This is a genomic window from Bordetella sputigena (genome assembly GCF_965137885.1).
Classification (GTDB): Bacteria; Pseudomonadota; Gammaproteobacteria; order Burkholderiales; family Burkholderiaceae_B; genus Bordetella_C; species Bordetella_C sputigena.
This window is the reverse complement of the sequence record NZ_CBCSCA010000002.1, coordinates 497,781-513,875: the sequence shown is the minus strand read 5'-3', so window position 1 is coordinate 513,875 and position 16,095 is coordinate 497,781. Positions and strand designations below refer to the sequence as shown.

General features: G+C 64.7%; 15 protein-coding genes. 9 read left to right on the top strand and 6 right to left on the bottom strand.

Annotated features, from left to right (window positions below):
* Window position 1 precedes the first annotated feature (1 nt).
* From ACNA0R_RS05470 to ACNA0R_RS05450, 5 genes are all read left to right on the top strand, one after another.
* Window positions 2-883: a MotA/TolQ/ExbB proton channel family protein gene (locus ACNA0R_RS05470; RefSeq protein WP_415824920.1), complete on the top strand. Its 882-nt coding sequence runs from the start codon at window positions 2-4 to the stop codon at window positions 881-883.
* Complete coding sequence (locus ACNA0R_RS05465; RefSeq protein ID WP_415824919.1) at window positions 884-1,378, top strand: ExbD/TolR family protein; 495 nt, start codon at window positions 884-886, stop codon at window positions 1,376-1,378.
* Between the two features lie 72 nt (window positions 1,379-1,450).
* Window positions 1,451-2,122 carry a response regulator transcription factor gene (locus tag ACNA0R_RS05460; protein WP_066637933.1) on the top strand — a complete coding sequence of 224 codons (672 nt, stop codon included), beginning with the start codon at window positions 1,451-1,453 and terminating at the stop codon, window positions 2,120-2,122.
* 180 nt (window positions 2,123-2,302) lie between these two features.
* On the top strand, window positions 2,303-3,328 hold the full coding sequence (locus ACNA0R_RS05455; protein ID WP_415825032.1) for a sensor histidine kinase: 1,026 nt from the start codon (window positions 2,303-2,305) through the stop codon (window positions 3,326-3,328).
* Window positions 3,325-5,235, top strand: a complete 1,911-nt coding sequence (locus tag ACNA0R_RS05450; protein ID WP_415824918.1) for a potassium transporter Kup — start codon at window positions 3,325-3,327, stop codon at window positions 5,233-5,235. Before ACNA0R_RS05455 ends, ACNA0R_RS05450 begins: the two co-directional genes overlap by 4 nt.
* A 129-nt stretch (window positions 5,236-5,364) precedes the next feature.
* Here the strand turns inward: ACNA0R_RS05450 and argG are convergent, their stop codons facing one another.
* From argG to ACNA0R_RS05435, 3 genes are all read right to left on the bottom strand, one after another.
* Entirely contained in the window at window positions 5,365-6,699 is a 1,335-nt protein-coding gene (gene argG, locus ACNA0R_RS05445) for an argininosuccinate synthase (protein ID WP_415824917.1), read from the bottom strand.
* 73 nt (window positions 6,700-6,772) lie between these two features.
* The gene (locus tag ACNA0R_RS05440; protein ID WP_415824916.1) at window positions 6,773-8,086 is read right to left on the bottom strand and encodes an MFS transporter; all 1,314 of its coding nucleotides are present in this window, start codon (window positions 8,084-8,086) and stop codon (window positions 6,773-6,775) included.
* A 44-nt stretch (window positions 8,087-8,130) separates the two neighbouring features.
* Complete coding sequence (locus ACNA0R_RS05435; protein ID WP_415824915.1) at window positions 8,131-9,609, bottom strand: amidase; 1,479 nt, start codon at window positions 9,607-9,609, stop codon at window positions 8,131-8,133.
* A gap of 221 nt (window positions 9,610-9,830) precedes the next feature.
* Here ACNA0R_RS05435 and ACNA0R_RS05430 point away from each other — a divergent pair, with 221 nt between their 5' ends.
* Complete coding sequence (locus ACNA0R_RS05430; RefSeq protein ID WP_415824914.1) at window positions 9,831-10,448, top strand: hypothetical protein; 618 nt, start codon at window positions 9,831-9,833, stop codon at window positions 10,446-10,448.
* Between the two features lie 54 nt (window positions 10,449-10,502).
* Here the strand turns inward: ACNA0R_RS05430 and argF are convergent, their stop codons facing one another.
* Window positions 10,503-11,444 carry an ornithine carbamoyltransferase gene (gene argF, locus ACNA0R_RS05425; RefSeq protein ID WP_415824913.1) on the bottom strand — a complete coding sequence of 314 codons (942 nt, stop codon included), beginning with the start codon at window positions 11,442-11,444 and terminating at the stop codon, window positions 10,503-10,505.
* Between the two features lie 246 nt (window positions 11,445-11,690).
* On the opposite strand from argF, the gene ACNA0R_RS05420 reads away from it, so the two are divergent.
* On the top strand, window positions 11,691-12,008 hold the full coding sequence (locus ACNA0R_RS05420; protein ID WP_415825031.1) for a DUF3579 domain-containing protein: 318 nt from the start codon (window positions 11,691-11,693) through the stop codon (window positions 12,006-12,008).
* 15 nt (window positions 12,009-12,023) lie between these two features.
* On the opposite strand, the gene ACNA0R_RS05415 is transcribed toward ACNA0R_RS05420, so the two are convergent.
* Both ACNA0R_RS05415 and ACNA0R_RS05410 read right to left on the bottom strand, forming a co-directional pair.
* On the bottom strand, window positions 12,024-12,983 hold the full coding sequence (locus ACNA0R_RS05415) for a 2-hydroxyacid dehydrogenase (protein WP_415824912.1): 960 nt from the start codon (window positions 12,981-12,983) through the stop codon (window positions 12,024-12,026).
* 73 nt (window positions 12,984-13,056) lie between these two features.
* Window positions 13,057-14,019 carry a Bug family tripartite tricarboxylate transporter substrate binding protein gene (locus ACNA0R_RS05410; protein ID WP_415825030.1) on the bottom strand — a complete coding sequence of 321 codons (963 nt, stop codon included), beginning with the start codon at window positions 14,017-14,019 and terminating at the stop codon, window positions 13,057-13,059.
* A gap of 259 nt (window positions 14,020-14,278) precedes the next feature.
* On the opposite strand from ACNA0R_RS05410, the gene ACNA0R_RS05405 reads away from it, so the two are divergent.
* On the top strand, window positions 14,279-15,208 hold the full coding sequence (locus ACNA0R_RS05405) for a dihydrodipicolinate synthase family protein (RefSeq protein ID WP_415824911.1): 930 nt from the start codon (window positions 14,279-14,281) through the stop codon (window positions 15,206-15,208).
* A gap of 155 nt (window positions 15,209-15,363) precedes the next feature.
* Window positions 15,364-16,065, top strand: coding sequence for a FadR/GntR family transcriptional regulator (locus ACNA0R_RS05400; protein ID WP_415825029.1), 702 nt, complete (start codon window positions 15,364-15,366; stop codon window positions 16,063-16,065).
* Window positions 16,066-16,095: the final 30 nt, after the last annotated feature.

Here is a 16,095-nt window from a genome sequence, read left to right as displayed (position 1 = left end):
GATGTCCATCGCACACCACATCGCCATGGTGCTGGCGCAGGCCACGCCCGCCGCGCCGGCCGGTCCTGGCGCAGGGCAGGCCGCCGGGACGGCGCTGCAGGCGCCCGCCGCCATGCAGGGCGCGTCCGCGCCCTTGCCCACCCCCGATATGGGCATCATGCACTTTGTCGCGCAGAGCGACGTCGTGGGCAAGTCGCTGTTCGTCATCCTGCTGCTGATGTCGCTCATCACGTGGTACCTGATCGTCGTCAAGGCGATCAACAGCACCATGATCCGCAAGCGATCGCGCGATTTTCTCAACAAATTCTGGAGCTCCAGTTCGCTGGAGCAGGTCGAGCATGAAATCGCCACGCATGGCGCGCGCGACCCGTTCTCGCACCTGGCGTCCCACGCCATGCATGCCCAGGCTCACCATGCCAAGTACGGCGCCGTGACGCTGTCCGAAGCCGGATCCAATGGCGAATTCGTCACGCGCACGATGCGCAAGGTGATCGACGAGGAAACCGCCAAGCTGGAAAACGGGCTGACCGTGTTGGCGTCGGTGGGCTCCACCGCCCCTTTCGTCGGCCTGTTCGGAACGGTGTGGGGCGTGTATCACGCGCTGGTCGGCATCGGCATGGCCGATGGCGTCACCATCAACCGTATCGCCGGACCGGTGGGGGAAGCCCTGATCATGACCGGCCTGGGCCTGGCCGTGGCCATTCCGGCGGTGCTGGCCTATAACGCTTTCGTGCGCAAGAATCGCGTTTTCCTGTCGCGCCTGGACGCCTTCGCGCATGATCTTTTTGCATTCCTGACCACGGGCCAGCAGGTCGCCATGTCGGACAGCAAAGTGCGGGCGATGCGCCGCACCGGCGCGCACCCGGTGCGCGGGAGCGAGTAAATGGCTTTCGGCGGATTCGACAACAAGGGTTCCGGCGGGCATGCGATGTCGGAAATCAACATGGTGCCCCTCATCGACGTGATGCTGGTGCTGCTGGTGATTTTCATCATCACGGCGCCGCTGCTGGCCCACTCGATCCGGATCAATATGCCGCAGGTCAGCGCGGAGCCGGTCAAGGAAGAGCCCAAGACCATCGACCTGGCGATCGACGCCAACGGCCAGTTGTTCTGGGACGACAAGCCGGTCCTGGAAGCCGAGCTGCCGGATCGCTTCGCCGCGGCCGCCGGCGGCCAACCACAACCGGAACTGCGCATTCGGGCCGACCTGAATACCCGTTACGAAACCCTGGCGAAGGTCATGGGCGCGGCGCGTCGCTCCGGGTTGGGCCGTATCGGTTTCGTGACTACCCCGGCGCCGGCCACGCCGACGGGCGGTCCCGCCCGGGGCGCGGCGCCGGTTACCGGGCAGGGCGCGGCGACGGCGCCAGCCCGTTGATAGGCGAAATTTTTCACATCGCCGGCGTGGAACCTTGACGCGTTGCGGGTCGGATCGCGCTAGAATCGCGCCATGCGAGTACTCGTAATCGAAGACGACACAACCCTGGGCCATGCGCTGCAGGAGTTTCTGGCCGACCAGGGGTATGCGGTCGATTGGCTCACCGACGGCGACAAGGTGTTGGGCGCCCTGGCGGGTCAACCTTACGATCTGCTTCTGCTCGATCTCAACCTTCCCGGCATGAGCGGCCTGGACGTCCTGCGCCAGCTGCGGGCGGACGGCAACCAGGTGCCCGTTCTCATACTGACGGCGCGCGACGGTCTGGAAGACCGCGTGGCCGGGCTGGATGCGGGGGCGGATGACTATGTCACCAAGCCTTTCGAACTGCCCGAATTGGCCGCCCGGGTACGCGCCTTCTTCCGGCGGCGCAGCGGGCAGGCCCAGCCGCTGATCGAAGTCGGACCGCTGGTTTTCGATACCGTCGGGCGCGAAGTCCGTGTCCACGGTGAACGCCTGTCGCTTTCCGTGCGTGAACTTTCCGTCCTGGAAATGCTGATGGCGCGCGTCGGTCGCGTCGTCACCAAGCGGCAGATCGTCAATTCCTTGTCCGCCTGGGACGCCGATTTCAGCGAAAACGCGGTGGAAGTCTACGTTTACCGCCTGCGCAAGCGCCTGGAAGGCACGGGCGCCAGTATTCAAACCGTGCGCGGCTTCGGCTATCTGTTGGATGTGGAAGCGGCCTGAAAGGCGGCTTCCGCGCGGTGACCAAGAACCCGGACTGTCGTCCGGCCGGGTTTGCCTACGAACATGACCGTGGATATCCCGTCCGACCGTATCCGTAGCAGCCCGCAAATCCAGCGCTCGTTCCAGTCTGGTCTGCTTCTTCCCCGGGGCTCGCTCGCGCGCTACCTGGTGGTGCGGCTGCTGCCCGCCATCCTGTTGCTGGTCCTGCTGGACCTGGCCCTGACCTGGGTCATGACGCACAAAATCGACATGACCCTGTGGGAGCTGGAAGACTTCTTCCTGCTGATGGTGGTCGGTCAGATCATATTGATGTCGCTGTTTGCCTGGGTAGTCGTCCACGGCGTGCGATCCGGGCTGCGCTCCGTCAACCTGCTTTCGGAAGAGATCCGGCAGCGTTCCATCGACGACATGCAACCGCTGGAGGTGGCCGGCGTACCCGCCGAAATGGAGCCGCTGGTGTTGCATACCAACGACCTGCTTGCACGGCTGGATGCGTCGCTGGCGGCCCAGCGGCGCTTCATCGGCCATGCGGCGCACCAGCTGCGCACGCCGTTGAGCGGTCTGCGTCTGGAGTCGGAATTGATGCTTGCCCGCCCGCTGCCGGACGACGTGCGCGCGCGCGCGGAACGTATCAAGGCAGTCAGCGACCGCATGATCCGGCTGGGGCAGCAACTGCTGGTGCTGGCCCGCGCCGATCCCAATGCACGGCCGCAGGACAGCTTCGTGCGCATCGATCTGTGCGAATGGGTCCGTGCCAGCGGCGCGGAGTGGATACCCCGGGTACGCGCCGCGCAGTTCGAGCTGGACCTGAACGCGCCCGATGTGCCCGTATGGGTCGATGCCGATCCACTGTTGCTGGATGAGCTGCTTGGTAATCTGATCGACAATGCCCTGCGGTACGGGCCACCGGGTGGCCGGATCACCCTGACCGTGGGTAGCAATCCCCCCAGCCTGACCGTCATGGACGACGGTCCGGGCATCCCGGCCGAAGACCAGGACCGGGTATTCGAGGCTTTTTACCGGTCCCCCGCCGCGACGGCGGGTGGATCCGGCCTGGGCTTGGCCATCGTTCGCGAAATCGCACACGCGCATGGCGCGTGGTGGAAGCTTTCCAGCCGCCCCGAGTTTCCGGGCACGCGCCTGACCGTGGTATTCCCCGGTCCTCGCAAGGGCGCTCAATTGACCCGACACGACATTCACGTATGACGACCGGAACTGCAAGCGCGCCCCCCGTGGCGGCGTCGCACCACGCGCCTTCCTCCAAGGCCGCCTTGATGATAGGAGCGCTAGGCGTCGTCTATGGCGATATCGGCACCAGCCCGCTGTACACCCTGCGCCAGTGCCTGGTGGGATATGGGGATCTGCAGCCGGCCCACGTGCTGGGTGTTCTGTCCATCCTGTTCTGGATGCTGATGCTGGTGGTGTCGTTCAAGTACGTCACGCTGGTATTGCGCGCCGACAACCGCGGCGAAGGTGGCACGCTGGCCTTGCTGGAGCTGGCCATCCGCGGCCGGCAGGGGCGCGTGCGGATGCTGCTCATCGCGCTGGCCATCTTCGGCGCGGCCTTGTTCTATGGCGATAGCATGATTACGCCGGCCATTTCGGTCCTGTCGGCGCTGGAAGGCATCAGCATCGTGTCGCACCGCTTCGAGCACTGGATAGTGCCCTTGTCGCTGGTCGTGCTGATCGGCCTGTTCATGGTCCAGTCGCATGGCACCGGCATGATGGGCAAGTTGTTTGGCCCGATCATGGGATTGTGGTTTGCCACCCTGGCGGTGTTGGGCGCGTGGCAGATCTTCCAGACACCGGCCATCCTGCAGGCCCTGAATCCGATGTGGGGCGTGCACTTCGTGGTCGAATCGCCGCGTGCCAGCTTCGTGCTGCTGGGTTCGGTGGTGCTGGCCTTGACCGGCGCGGAAGCGCTCTATGCCGATATGGGCCATTTCGGTCGCGGCGCCATCCGCCGCGCCTGGTTCTGGATGGTCGCGCCTGCCCTGACGCTGTGCTATTTCGGCCAGGGCGCGCTGTTGCTGCGCGATCCCAAGGCGATAGCCAATCCCTTTTTCCTGATGGCGCCGGAGTGGGGTGTGGTGCCGCTGGTATGCCTGGCCACGGTGGCTACCATCATCGCGTCGCAGGCCGTGATTTCCGGCGCGTATTCGATGACGCGGCAGGCCGTGCAGCTGGGCTACTGGCCGCGCATGGAAATCCTGCATACCTCGGCGGTCGAGAAAGGCCAGATCTATCTGCCCCAGGTCAATGCGCTGCTGCTGGTCGCGGTGCTGGTGCTGGTGGTGGTGTTCCGCAGCTCCGACAACCTGGCGGCGGCCTATGGTTTCGCCGTGACGGGCACCATGCTGACGACGTCCGTACTGCTGTTGTCGCTGATGTCGCGCGCCGCGGTCAGCGGGCCGCGCCGCGCTATGTGGTGGGCCATACTGAGTTTCCTGCTGGTGTTCGATCTATTGCTGTTTTCGGCCAATGCGCTGAAAGTGCATGAAGGCGGCTGGCTGCCGCTGCTGGTGGGGATCGTGGTGTTCACGCTGATGCTGACCTGGCGGCGCGGCCGCTATCTGCTTAGCCAGCAGCAGCAGCGCGATCGCCAGCCCTTGGGTGAATTCATGGAACAGCTGGAGCAGTTCCCGCCGGCGCGCGTGCATGGAACCGCCATTTTCATGACGATGAATCCGGGCAATGTGCCGCCCGCGCTGCTGCACAATCTGAAGCACAACAAGGTGTTGCACGACCACGTGGTGTTCCTGACGATACGCAGCGCGGACGTACCCTACGTGTCGCCGGAGGAGCGGTTTTCGCTGACCAAGCTGAGCGCTTCCAGCTGGCAGGCCGTGCTGACCTACGGCTTCAAGGAAGAGCCCGACGTGCCCGAAGCGCTGCGTGAAGTGGCCGAGGCGTATCCGGAAGTCGATCTGGAGCCGATGCGCACGTCCTATTATCTTTCGCGGCAGACGGTGGTGGCGGCCAAGCGGCCGGCCATGCGGGGCTGGCGCCGCGCGATATTTGCCTTCATGGCGCGCAATTCCACCCGTAGCACGAAATTCTTCAAGATTCCGCCCAACCGCGTGGTGGAGATGGGTATGCAGGTGGAGCTGTAGCCGCCATGAATACAGGCGCCCCACGATCGGGGACACCGCGGATCCGGGCGGGCGGCCAGCCCTTCTCCGGTCCGCTAGTGTCGCCCCCTTGAGGGGGAAGCGCGCAGCGCTTCGGGGGCGGGTCTTTTCTTACTTCTTTTCTTCTTTCAACTGCGGCAGCGCGGCGCCCGCCGACGGCGCCAGCAGGCCGGCCTTGACGTAGGTGAACAGCTTGTCGCGCGTATCGACGATGTCCAGGTTGCGCATGGTCAGCTGGCCGATGCGGTCCTGCGGCGAGAATACGGACTCGCCTTTTTCCATGGTCAGGCGCTCGGGCTTGTAGGTCAGGTTTTCCGATTCCGTATTGACGATGGAATAGTCGTTGCCGCGGCGCAGTTCGATCGTGACTTCGCCGGTGATGGCGCGCGCCACCCAGCGCTGCGCGGTTTCGCGCAGCATGATGGCCTGCGGGTCGAACCAGCGGCCCTGGTACAGCAGGCGGCCCAGCTTGCGGCCGTTTTCGCGATACTGCTCGATGGTGTCCTCGTTATGGATGCCGGTGACCAGGCGCTCGTAGGCGATGAACAGCAGCGCCATTCCGGGAGCTTCATAGATGCCGCGGCTCTTGGCTTCGATAATGCGGTTTTCGATCTGGTCGCTCATGCCCAGGCCATGGCGACCGCCGATGCGGTTGGCTTCCAGCATCAGGGCGACCGGGTCGTTGTACTCCACGCCGTTCAGCGCCACGGGGCGGCCTTCGACGAAGCGCACGCTGACCTCTTCGCGCTTGACCTCGACGTCGTCGCGCCAGAAGGCTACGCCCATGATGGGCTGGACGATGCGGATGCCGGAGTTCAGGTGCTCCAGGTCCTTCGCTTCGTGCGTGGCGCCCAGCATGTTCGAATCGGTGGAATAGGCCTTCTCGGCCGACATGCGGTATTCGAAACCGGACTGGCGCATGTACTCGGACATTTCGGCGCGGCCGCCCAGCTCGTCGATGAAGGCCTGGTCCAGCCAGGGCTTGTAGATTTTGAGTTCGGGATTGGTGAGCAGGCCGTAGCGATAGAAACGCTCGATGTCGTTGCCCTTGAACGTGCTGCCGTCGCCCCAGATGTTGACGTCGTCTTCCTTCATGGCGGCGACCAGCATGGTGCCCGTGACGGCACGGCCGATCGGGGTCGTATTGAAATACGTTATCCCGGCGGTGGAAATATGGAAGGCGCCGCTTTGCAGGGCGGCGATGCCTTCGGCCACCAACTGGCTGCGGCAATCCACCAGGCGGGCTTTCTCGGCGCCGTACTGCATGGCCCGGCGCGGGATTTCGTCGTAGTCCGGTTCGTCGGGCTGGCCGAGATTGGCGGTATAGGCGAAGGGCACCGCGCCTTTTTCGCGCATCCAGTGAAGCGCGGCGCTGGTGTCCAGGCCGCCTGAGAACGCGATGCCGACCTTCTGGCCGACGGGGATGTGCTGAAGGATGGTTGCCATTGCGGTGTCGCCTGGATGGAGAAAACCTGCGATTTTACCGCTTTTGAGGCGCGCCTTAGGCGACCGTGCACCGCTAGGCCGGCCGGTGCGGCAGGACCGCCGGCGCGGGTTCGGTGCCTCCATCCGGGCCGTTGCCGTCTTCTTGGATGCGGGACAGGTCCAGGCCATTCGTTTCCGGCAGCAGCAGGGCGGAAATAATGACCAGCGCATAGCCAACACCCGCAACGAGGGCGATGGAGCTACCCAGGGACAGCGTGCCGCCGCTGAGCCATCCGACAGTCAGGGGGAAAAAGGAGCCGATCACGCGGCCGACGTTGTACGAGACGCCGTAGCCGGTCGCGCGCACGTCGCTCGGATAGGATTCGGAAATCGTGGCGCCGATGCCCGAGAACATGCCCTGCATCAGGATGCCCATGGGGAAGCCCAGGAAGAGCATGGAGGTGTTGGAGATGGGAATCATCATGTAGATCAGCGCCATGGCCAGGGCGCCCACCGCGAAAAGGACGTAAGTGGCGCGGCGTCCCAGGCGGTCCGTGGCGTAGGCGCCGGCGACATAGCCGAGGAAAGAACCCAGGATCATCACCACCAGGTAGGAGCTGGTGCCGAATATCGACAGGCCGCGTTCCAGCTTCAGGTAGGTGGGCAGCCAGGTCGCGATCGCGTAATAGCCGCCCAGCATGCCGCCGGAAAGCAGGCCGCAGAGGATGGTCTTGGAAAGCAGCGGCGCTTGGAACACCCGCAGCGGATTGCGCTTGGTCCGCGTGTTTTCGGCCGCCGCGCGCGCCGCGACGTAGATCTCCGGTTCGACCAGGTTGCGCCGCAGGTAGACGACCACGAGCGCCGGGAAAATGCCCAGGAAAAAACAGGCGCGCCAGGCGTATTCAGGCGGCATGATCGCGTACATGGCCGCATAGGCGAGGGCGGCGGCGCCCCAGCCGAAGGAATAGCTGCTGGCGGTGAAGCCCGAATATTTGCCGCGATGCGCGGGGTTGCGGATCATCTCCGTGACCAGCACCATGCACAGTGATGATTCGCCGCCGAAGCCCAGGCCCTGGATGATGCGGAACACCATCAGCTGCGTGGGGCTTTGCGCCAGTCCGCACAGAAAACAGGCCACGGCGAATACCACGATGGTCCAGCGCAGGACGCGCACGCGCCCATAGCGGTCGGCCAGCATGCCGGCCAGGATCGCGCCCACCAGGGACGACACCAGCGTATAGGTGACGATCGCGCCGGCTTCCGACTTGCTCATGCTCCATTGCGAGAGCAAGGTCGAAATGAGGAAGGAATAGATCATGAAGTCGAACACGTCCACCGCGTGCCCCAGAAAGGCACCGTAGAACCCTTTGCGCTCCATGCGCGTCAGTTCCTTAAACCAGCTGAACATCGCTTTCCCCTTTGCGTCCGATGATGATCGACATATGAATCCGCCTAGTCCACGCGAGGCCGGGCAGGCGGTTGGAATGCGTGGCCCTGCGTTTCCAGCCACTGCGCGAAGCGCAGGGAGGTCAGGTCGTGGTGCCGGGCGGCGACGATCTGCACTCCCACCGGCAGCCCCTGGGCCGTGCGGCCCGCCGGCGCTACCGTGGAGGGCAGTCCGCACAACCCTGAATGGCCGGCCCAGAACAACTGGGTGGTCATGGGCTGCGGTTGGCCGTTGACGTCGAGATAGCGTTGCCAGGGCTCGCCGGCTTCGTTCAATTCGAATGCCGGCGTCGCGGCGGCCGGGCACAGCAGCACATCGTGGCTGGCGAAGAAATCGCTCCATGCCTGGGCGATGCCGCGCCGCAGGCCGTCCAGCTTGAGCCAGTCCCGATGATCGATCGTCGCGCCTACGTACTGCAGCGACGCATAGGCAAGGTCGGCCGGATCTACCTGCCTTGCGCGATCGCGCAAGGCCTCATAGGCCGCATCGCTGGCGTATACCGAGGTGGCGGCCCGCAGCATCAGGACATAGGTGCGCCACAAGGTCGCCGCGTCGATGGCCGGCCGTGCATTCCAGGTAATGCGCAATCCCCGCGCTTCCAGTTGTTCGCCTAGGCGCTCGATGACGCTCGACACCGCGTCATCGACCGGCGCAAAGGGATGGGTGGGCAGGATCGCGATCCGGAAATCGCGCGGCGCCTGTCCCGGCACGTGCAGCAGCGGCCCGCCCGCTCCGTGGCCGGCGATCAGGACATACAGCAGTAGTTCGAGGTCGCGCGCCGAGCGGGCGATGGGGCCGGCGACGTTGATGTCCGGCGTCTCGTCCGTGCCGTCAATGCCGTGGCCGCGGAGGGAAATCAGGCCGTGGCTGCTTTTGTGGGAAAAGACGCCGCAATAGTGGGCCGGGTTGCGCAGCGAAGAGCCGATGTCCGACCCGACGTCGAACACGCTCATGCCGGTACACACGGCGGCGGCGCTGCCGCCGGAAGAACCCCCGGGCGTGCGCGAGGGGTCGTGCGGGTTGCGCGTCGTGCCGTATAGCGCGTTGTAGCTTTGCCAGTCTCGCAGATACAGCGGCACATTGGACTTTCCCACCAGGATGGCGCCGGCTTCCCGCAGCCGGGTTACGGCGTCCGCGTCGCGCCGGATTACGCGCCCGGCATGCGCGGGATCGCCGCAGGTGGTTGGCCAGCCGGCGACGTCAAAGCTTTCCTTGATCGAAAACGGGATGCCGTGCAGCGGACCCAGGGGCTCGCCGCGACGGCGGGCGGCATCGGCGGCGCGCGCCGCACTGCGCGCCGCCGCGTAATCGTGCACGGGCAGGGCGTTGATGCGCGCGTGGTCGGCATTGAAGGCCGCTTCGCAGGTGTCGACAAGCTGTTCCGCCGTGATGGTCCCCGTCCGCAGGGCTTCCAGGCAGCGCCATAGCGGCTGGTAGCGCGCATCTTCGATGCGGAAAGCGGTGGAATCGAGGGCGGTATCCAAGCTGGCGGCCTCCGGCCATGGGCGGCGGGAAATCGGGTTGCGCGAAATCGCGATGCAATATCGGTACTTTGTATACTATATTCATGTAGTGGCGCATCGGGGTTGACCCGACCCCCAGGGTAAATCCCGGCACTTCGGCCATGACGTGAGAAGCGCTGCCGCGGGGTGTTGCCGCCCGGCACGGGCTGGGCGACCATGGCGTTTTTTCTAACGAGGAAGGCATGGGCCAGTCTGCGCGCGATACACGGCAACAGCAGGGCGACGTCCTTTTATTGAAGATTCCGGGCGTGTGCCTGACCGCCGCGCAGCTGGGCGCGCTGGGCGACGAACTGCGCCAGGGACGGGATGACGTGGTCATCCAGGGTTATGCGGCCGCCGATGCCGCCGATGGGCCGCAGACCTATGTTTACTGCCGCCTGCCGGCCGGTGACGCGCCGGCGGGCGCCGATGCCATCCGTGCCCGGGCGCTGCGCGCGCGTCCGGACGCGACGGTCCGGTGGCTGCGGCGCATTTCCAGCTTGCCGGGGTTTTCACACGGGCGCGCCGCCCCCTGGCACTACATCGTGGAAACCGACGTGCTGCCGCAGGCCGAACAGGACCTGAACGATTGGTATGACCAGGAACACCTTCCTGGCCTGGCCAGCGTGCCGGGCACGGTGCGCGCGGAACGCTACGCCTGCGAGGAATCGTCGCCGCGCTATCACGCCTGCTATGACCTGGAGACGGTGGAAACCTTTGGCAGCCCGCCCTGGCTCGCGGTGCGCGCGTCGGCATGGAGCGACCGCGTGCGGCCCTCGTTCCGCAATACCAAGCGGACCATGTTCAAGGCTATTGCGTGAATCGTCCCGGGTCGCCGCCGCGCGGTGCGGCGACCCCGTGCAACCGGGACGGCCTCAGGGCTGGCGGCCCAGCAGCAGGAATTCCATCAAGGCTTTCTGCACGTGCAGGCGGTTTTCCGCCTCGTCCCACACCACGCTTTGCGGGCCATCGATCACGTCGCCCGTGACTTCCTCGCCGCGGTGCGCCGGCAGGCAATGCATGAAGACGGCGTCGGGCGCGGCCACGGCCATCATGTCGGCATCCACGCACCAATCCGCGAAGGCCGCGCGGCGCTGTTCGTTTTCGGCCTCGTAGCCCATGCTAGTCCAGACGTCCGTGGTGACCAGATGCGCGCCGCGGCAGGCTTCCATGGGGTCCTTGAATTGCCGCAGCACCGATGCCGGCGGGGTGCCGATGCGTACTGGGTCGAGTTCATACCCGGATGGCGTCGACACATGCAGCGTGAAACCCAGCATTTCGGCCGCCTGCAGCCAGGTATAGGACATGTTGTTGGCATCGCCCACCCAGGCCACGATCTTGCCGCGGATGGGCCCGCGGTGTTCGACATAGGTGAAGATGTCCGCCAGGATCTGGCAGGGGTGGAATTCGTTGGTCAGGCCGTTGATGACGGGGACACGCGAATGGGAGGCGAACCGTTCGATGCGGGTCTGCTCGAAGGTGCGGATCATCACGATGTCGACCATGCGCGAGATGACGCGCGCGGTATCTTCGATCGGTTCCGCGCGGCCAAGCTGGGAATCGTTGGACGTCAGATTGATGACGGACCCGCCCAGCTGGTACATGCCGGCTTCGAAGGACACGCGCGTGCGGGTGCTGGCCTTTTCGAACACCATCGCCAACGTGCGGTCATGCAGCGTCATGTGCGGTTCGTAGCGCTTGAACTTGTCCTTGATCAGGCGCGCGCGATCCAGCACGTAGTCGATCTCAGCCGCGGAAAAATCACGGAACTGCAGGAAGTGGCGCAGGGGGCCGTTCTGGGTGCTTGCTGTTGTCATGGTCGGTCTGCACATCGTTGGTCCCGCCCACTGGCGGCGGGGCGCCTCATTATGCCCGTTCTTTTTTAAAAACGTCGGTCACGGCGAAGATGCATGGAAAAGCGCGGGAAAACCGCAAGAATGGCGGCTGTTCGACCGTGAGGTGGTTGGCCGAATACAATGTTGCCAAGCAGCAATCATATACAATCGGCATCGCGACCCGGGTGTCGCGGCTGGTCACCTGACGGCGCGCCGCGCCCGTCGCCGATAGCAGAACCAACGGTATTCCGCGTGCGACAAATCGTTATCCTCGGTGTTACGGAAGAAGGCCAGCGCTTTCGGCCCAGTGATTGGGCCGAGCGGCTTGCAGGCGTCATGGCGCAATTCCGACCCCCGGGCAGTGCGCCCGCCAGCCCGCTTTACTACTCACCCTATGTGCTGCCCGTCATCGTCGAGGGCCATAGCAGTGTCGTGGTGGACGAACGTCTGCGCGAGCTCGAACCGCTGGCCTGGAAGTTCGTCATGGATTTCGCCAAGGACAATAAGCTGAAAACCGACGAACGCGAGATCACTCACCCGTCGTGAGGGGCGTCGCGCCTTTCACTCCGTGACAGGGGTGATCACCTTGCCGGTCCGCAGAAACGCCTGCAGGTTTTCCAGCATCAGGTTTTCCATTTCGCGGCGCGTTTCGTACGTCGCGCTGCCGATATGGGGCAGCAGCACCACGTTGTCGTTGGCTTTCAGCGCATCCGGCACCTTGGGTTCGTGCTCGAATACGTCCAGCGCCGCGCTGCCCAGCTTGCCGGATTGCAATGCGTCGACCAGCGCGGCTTCGTCGATGACCGGACCGCGGGCGATATTGATGATGGTGCCTTTCGGGCCGAGCGCCTCCAGGACTTCCCGCGATATCAGGTGACGCGTGCCGGGGCCGCCCACGGTGGCCACGACCAGGAAATCGGCCCACTTCGCCAGCTCCACCAGCGAAGCTTCGTACGTGTAGGAAACGTCGTCGCGCTTGTTGCGGCTGTGGTAGCGCACGTCCATGTCGAAGCCGGCGCCGCGTTTGGCGATGGCCTGGCCGATGCGGCCCAAGCCCACGATGCCCAGCTTTTTGCCGCTGACCCGGCTGCCCAGCGGAATACTGCCGTGCACCTGGCCCCACGCGCCGCTGCGTACGAAGCGATCGCCATAGGCAATACGGCGGGCGGCACCGATCATCAAACCCCAGGCCAGGTCCGCGACGCAGTCGGTCAGTACATCGGGCGTATTGCTGACCTGCACGCCGCGGCGTTGCGCCGCCTGGATGTCTATCGTTTCGTAGCCCACGCCCCAACTGCAGATTGCCTTCAGGTCCGGCAAGGCATCGATCATTTCCGCCGAGCAGCCGAAATTGGCGGACGTGACCAAGACGTCCACGCCTTTGCCGTGCTCGGCCAGGGCGGCCTTCCGGTCCGGATACTTCCACAGTTCGACGACGTCGTAATCCTGCGCGAGCCGTTCGTTCGCGGTGGGAGAACCGGCATAGGAGCCGACCTGGATGATGCGATGCTTGGCGGTCATGGATAAGCTCGATGGGGTGCGCCCGATGTGGAATACCTTCGTTGCCGGGCACGTGGAGACGGGAGCGGCTAATTTACTCCAACTTGATATTGCTCTTGGCGATCACGTCCCGCCAGCGCTTGACCTCGGCCTGCTGGAATTGCGTGAAGGCTTCGGGGCTGTTGGCGACCACTTCGAAACCCAGGCCATGGAGCGTCTTTTCCACCGCGGGATCGCGCAGCGTCTTGCGCAGGCCGTCGGACAACTGGCTCACGATCTCGGCCGGCGTGGCGGCGGGCACGGCGAATCCCTGCCAGGAGTAGACGATCATGTCCTTGACGCCCGCTTCCGCCATGGTGGGTACGTTGGGCAGATCCGGAATACGCCGGTCGCCCGTCGTCGCCAGGGCCTTGAGCTTGCCGGCCTTGATGTGGGTGAGCACGGCGCCCAGGTTCTGGAAAGAGACATTCACCTGATTGCCCATCAGGTCGCTGATGGCCGCGGCGCCGCCGCGATACGGGACATCGACGCCGGAGGTATCGGTCTTCTGGCGGAACAGCACCGCGGACAGGTGATCGGAAGACCCGGTGCCCGACGATGCGTAGGACACTGAACCGGGGTTCTTCTTGGCATACGTGATCAGTTCGGCCACCGTCGCGGCGGGGAAATTGGGCGAAGCGACCAGCACGTTGGGGTTGCGCACCGCCATCGTCAGATACTTGAAGTCCTTGCTCGGGTTGTACGATAAGTCCTTGTACAGCGCCTGGTTGATCGCGAAGGTGCCGATGGAGCCGACCATCATCGTGTAGCCGTCGGGCGTGGAGCGCGCCAGCGCCTGCGCGCCTATCGAGCCGTTGGCGCCGGGCTTGTTTTCGACCACGAAAGTCTGGCCCAGCAGCTTGTTCATACCCGGCAGAACGGCCCGCGCCGTAATGTCCGATGATCCGCCCGGGACGAACGGGACGATGACCGTGACCGGCTTGTCGGGGTATTTGGCGGCGGCGGGGAGGGCGGCGGCAAAGATCAGGGTGGCGGCCGCAAGGGCGCGCAAGGGCATGGTCATGATTGTCTCCGGTCTATGGTGAAGTCGCCGATCCGCAGCGAGCCGCGGCGGCCTCCACCGTTATCAGTTGTCCGACTACATGCTTGTAAAACAACTATAGGTATTGGACCGCTATATGTCAACCAAGTATACTGCCGGCACAGTGGCGCCCCAGCTTGTTCGACAAGTCGTGTCGAACACGTCGCCGCGCCGCATCGCGCGGTGTCCTGCCTTGCGGCATCCGCGTCTCTCTTTACGCCAGAGGAGTAGCACCATGAAGACCACCCCAGTTACGGTGGACGACCTGCGTCGTTCCGTGATCGCGGTACCGCCACTCGCCCGCAACGTCGATCTGAGTCTGAATGCGCATGCGAACACGGCCTTGCTACGCCATCTGGAAGAGGGAGGCGTGCGCAGCATCATGTACGGCGGCAATGCGAACTTCTATAACCTGGCGGTCAGCGAGTACGCCCGCATCCTGGATTTCCTGGCGGAAGCAGCCGGTCCGGATACGTGGATCCTGCCGTCGGCGGGCCCGGACTACGGCAAATTGATGGACCAGGCCGCCATTCTCAAGTCGCGCAGTTTTCCGACGGCCATGCTGCTGCCCATGTCCTTTCCCTTTACGGACGCGGGGCTGGCCGATGGCGTACGGCGTTTCAGCGACGCCATCTCCCGCCCCGTCGTGGTTTACATCAAGGCGTCCGACTACATCGCGCCATCGACCCTGGGGCGCCTGGTGGAAGAAGGCCGCATCGTGGCTGTGAAATACGCGGTGGTGCGGCAGGATCCCCTGCAGGATCCCTATTTGTCCGCTTTGCTGAAGGCGGTCGATCCGCGGCTTATGGTCAGCGGCATCGGCGAGCGCCCGGCCATCGTCCATTGCCGCGATTTCGGCTTGCAAAGCTTCACATCGGGTTCGGTATGCATCGCGCCGCGCGGCTCCATGCAGTTGCTGCGCCTGCTGCAGCAAGGCCGCTTGCCGGAAGCCGAGCGGGTGCGCGCCGCGTATATGCCGCTGGAGGACTGCCGCGACGCCATCAGTCCCATCCGCGTATTGCATGATGCCGTCACGCTCGCGGGCATCGCGGATATGGGCCCGATGCTGCCATTGCTGACCGGCTTGACGCCGGCCGAACGCGAGCGCGTGGCTCCCGTCGCGCGAGCCTTGCTCACGCGCGATCGCGAAGCCCTGGCGGCGTGAGCGTTTTGTCAGCGGATTCCACGGCCGCCGGTACGGGCGATGGCGTACGATTGATCCTTGGTCAAAAGGAGAGCGACGTGTCCATGAAACAACGTCCGCGGGATGCGGGCGGCGTTCGTCCGGTCGATGTCGTCGTCGGTATTGACAGCGCGCGGATGCTGGACCGCGGCCAGCGCGTGCGCCTGGGCGACCAGCTGTACGGGCAGATCTTCGATCGCATCGCATCGGGTGATCTGAACGTTGGCGATAAGCTGCCATCCGAACATGAAATCTGCGAACAGTTCGGCGTGTCGCGCCCGGTCGTGCGCGAGGCCCTGCTCAGGCTTCGCGCCGACGGACTGGTCAGCGCGTATCAGGGGCTGGGTACATTCGTCATACACCAGCCGGCGCCGCGCCTGAAGACCTTTGGCGATGTGCAGAACGTCGGCGCGTATTTGCGGGCGCAGGAAGTCCGGGTCGCCCTGGAAGGCGAGGCGGCGCGCCTGGCCGCCTTGCGCCGTACCGATGAACAGCTGAAGAAAATCGTCGAGGCGCACAAGGCATTCGCCGAAGGCCTGGCGCAAGGCCGGGTTTCCGCCCAGCTCGATCTGGCCTTCCATGCCAGCATCGCGGAAGCCAGCGGCAACGACTTTTTTCCGGGGGTATTGGAAACGATCCACGAGTCCATCCAGGGCTTCATGCGTTTATCGCTGAATCTGACCCGTACCGGTTCGCGTCAGCGCGCGGAACGGGTGATGGACGAGCACGCGAGCATACTCGCGGCCATACGTGAACAGGATGGAGAGCGCGCGCGTACCGCCATGCAGTTCCATCTGGGACAGGCACGCCATCGCCTGGTGGATCGCGAACGCGACTGAAGGCAGGAGGGCGGCGGCCCGCGAATGCCG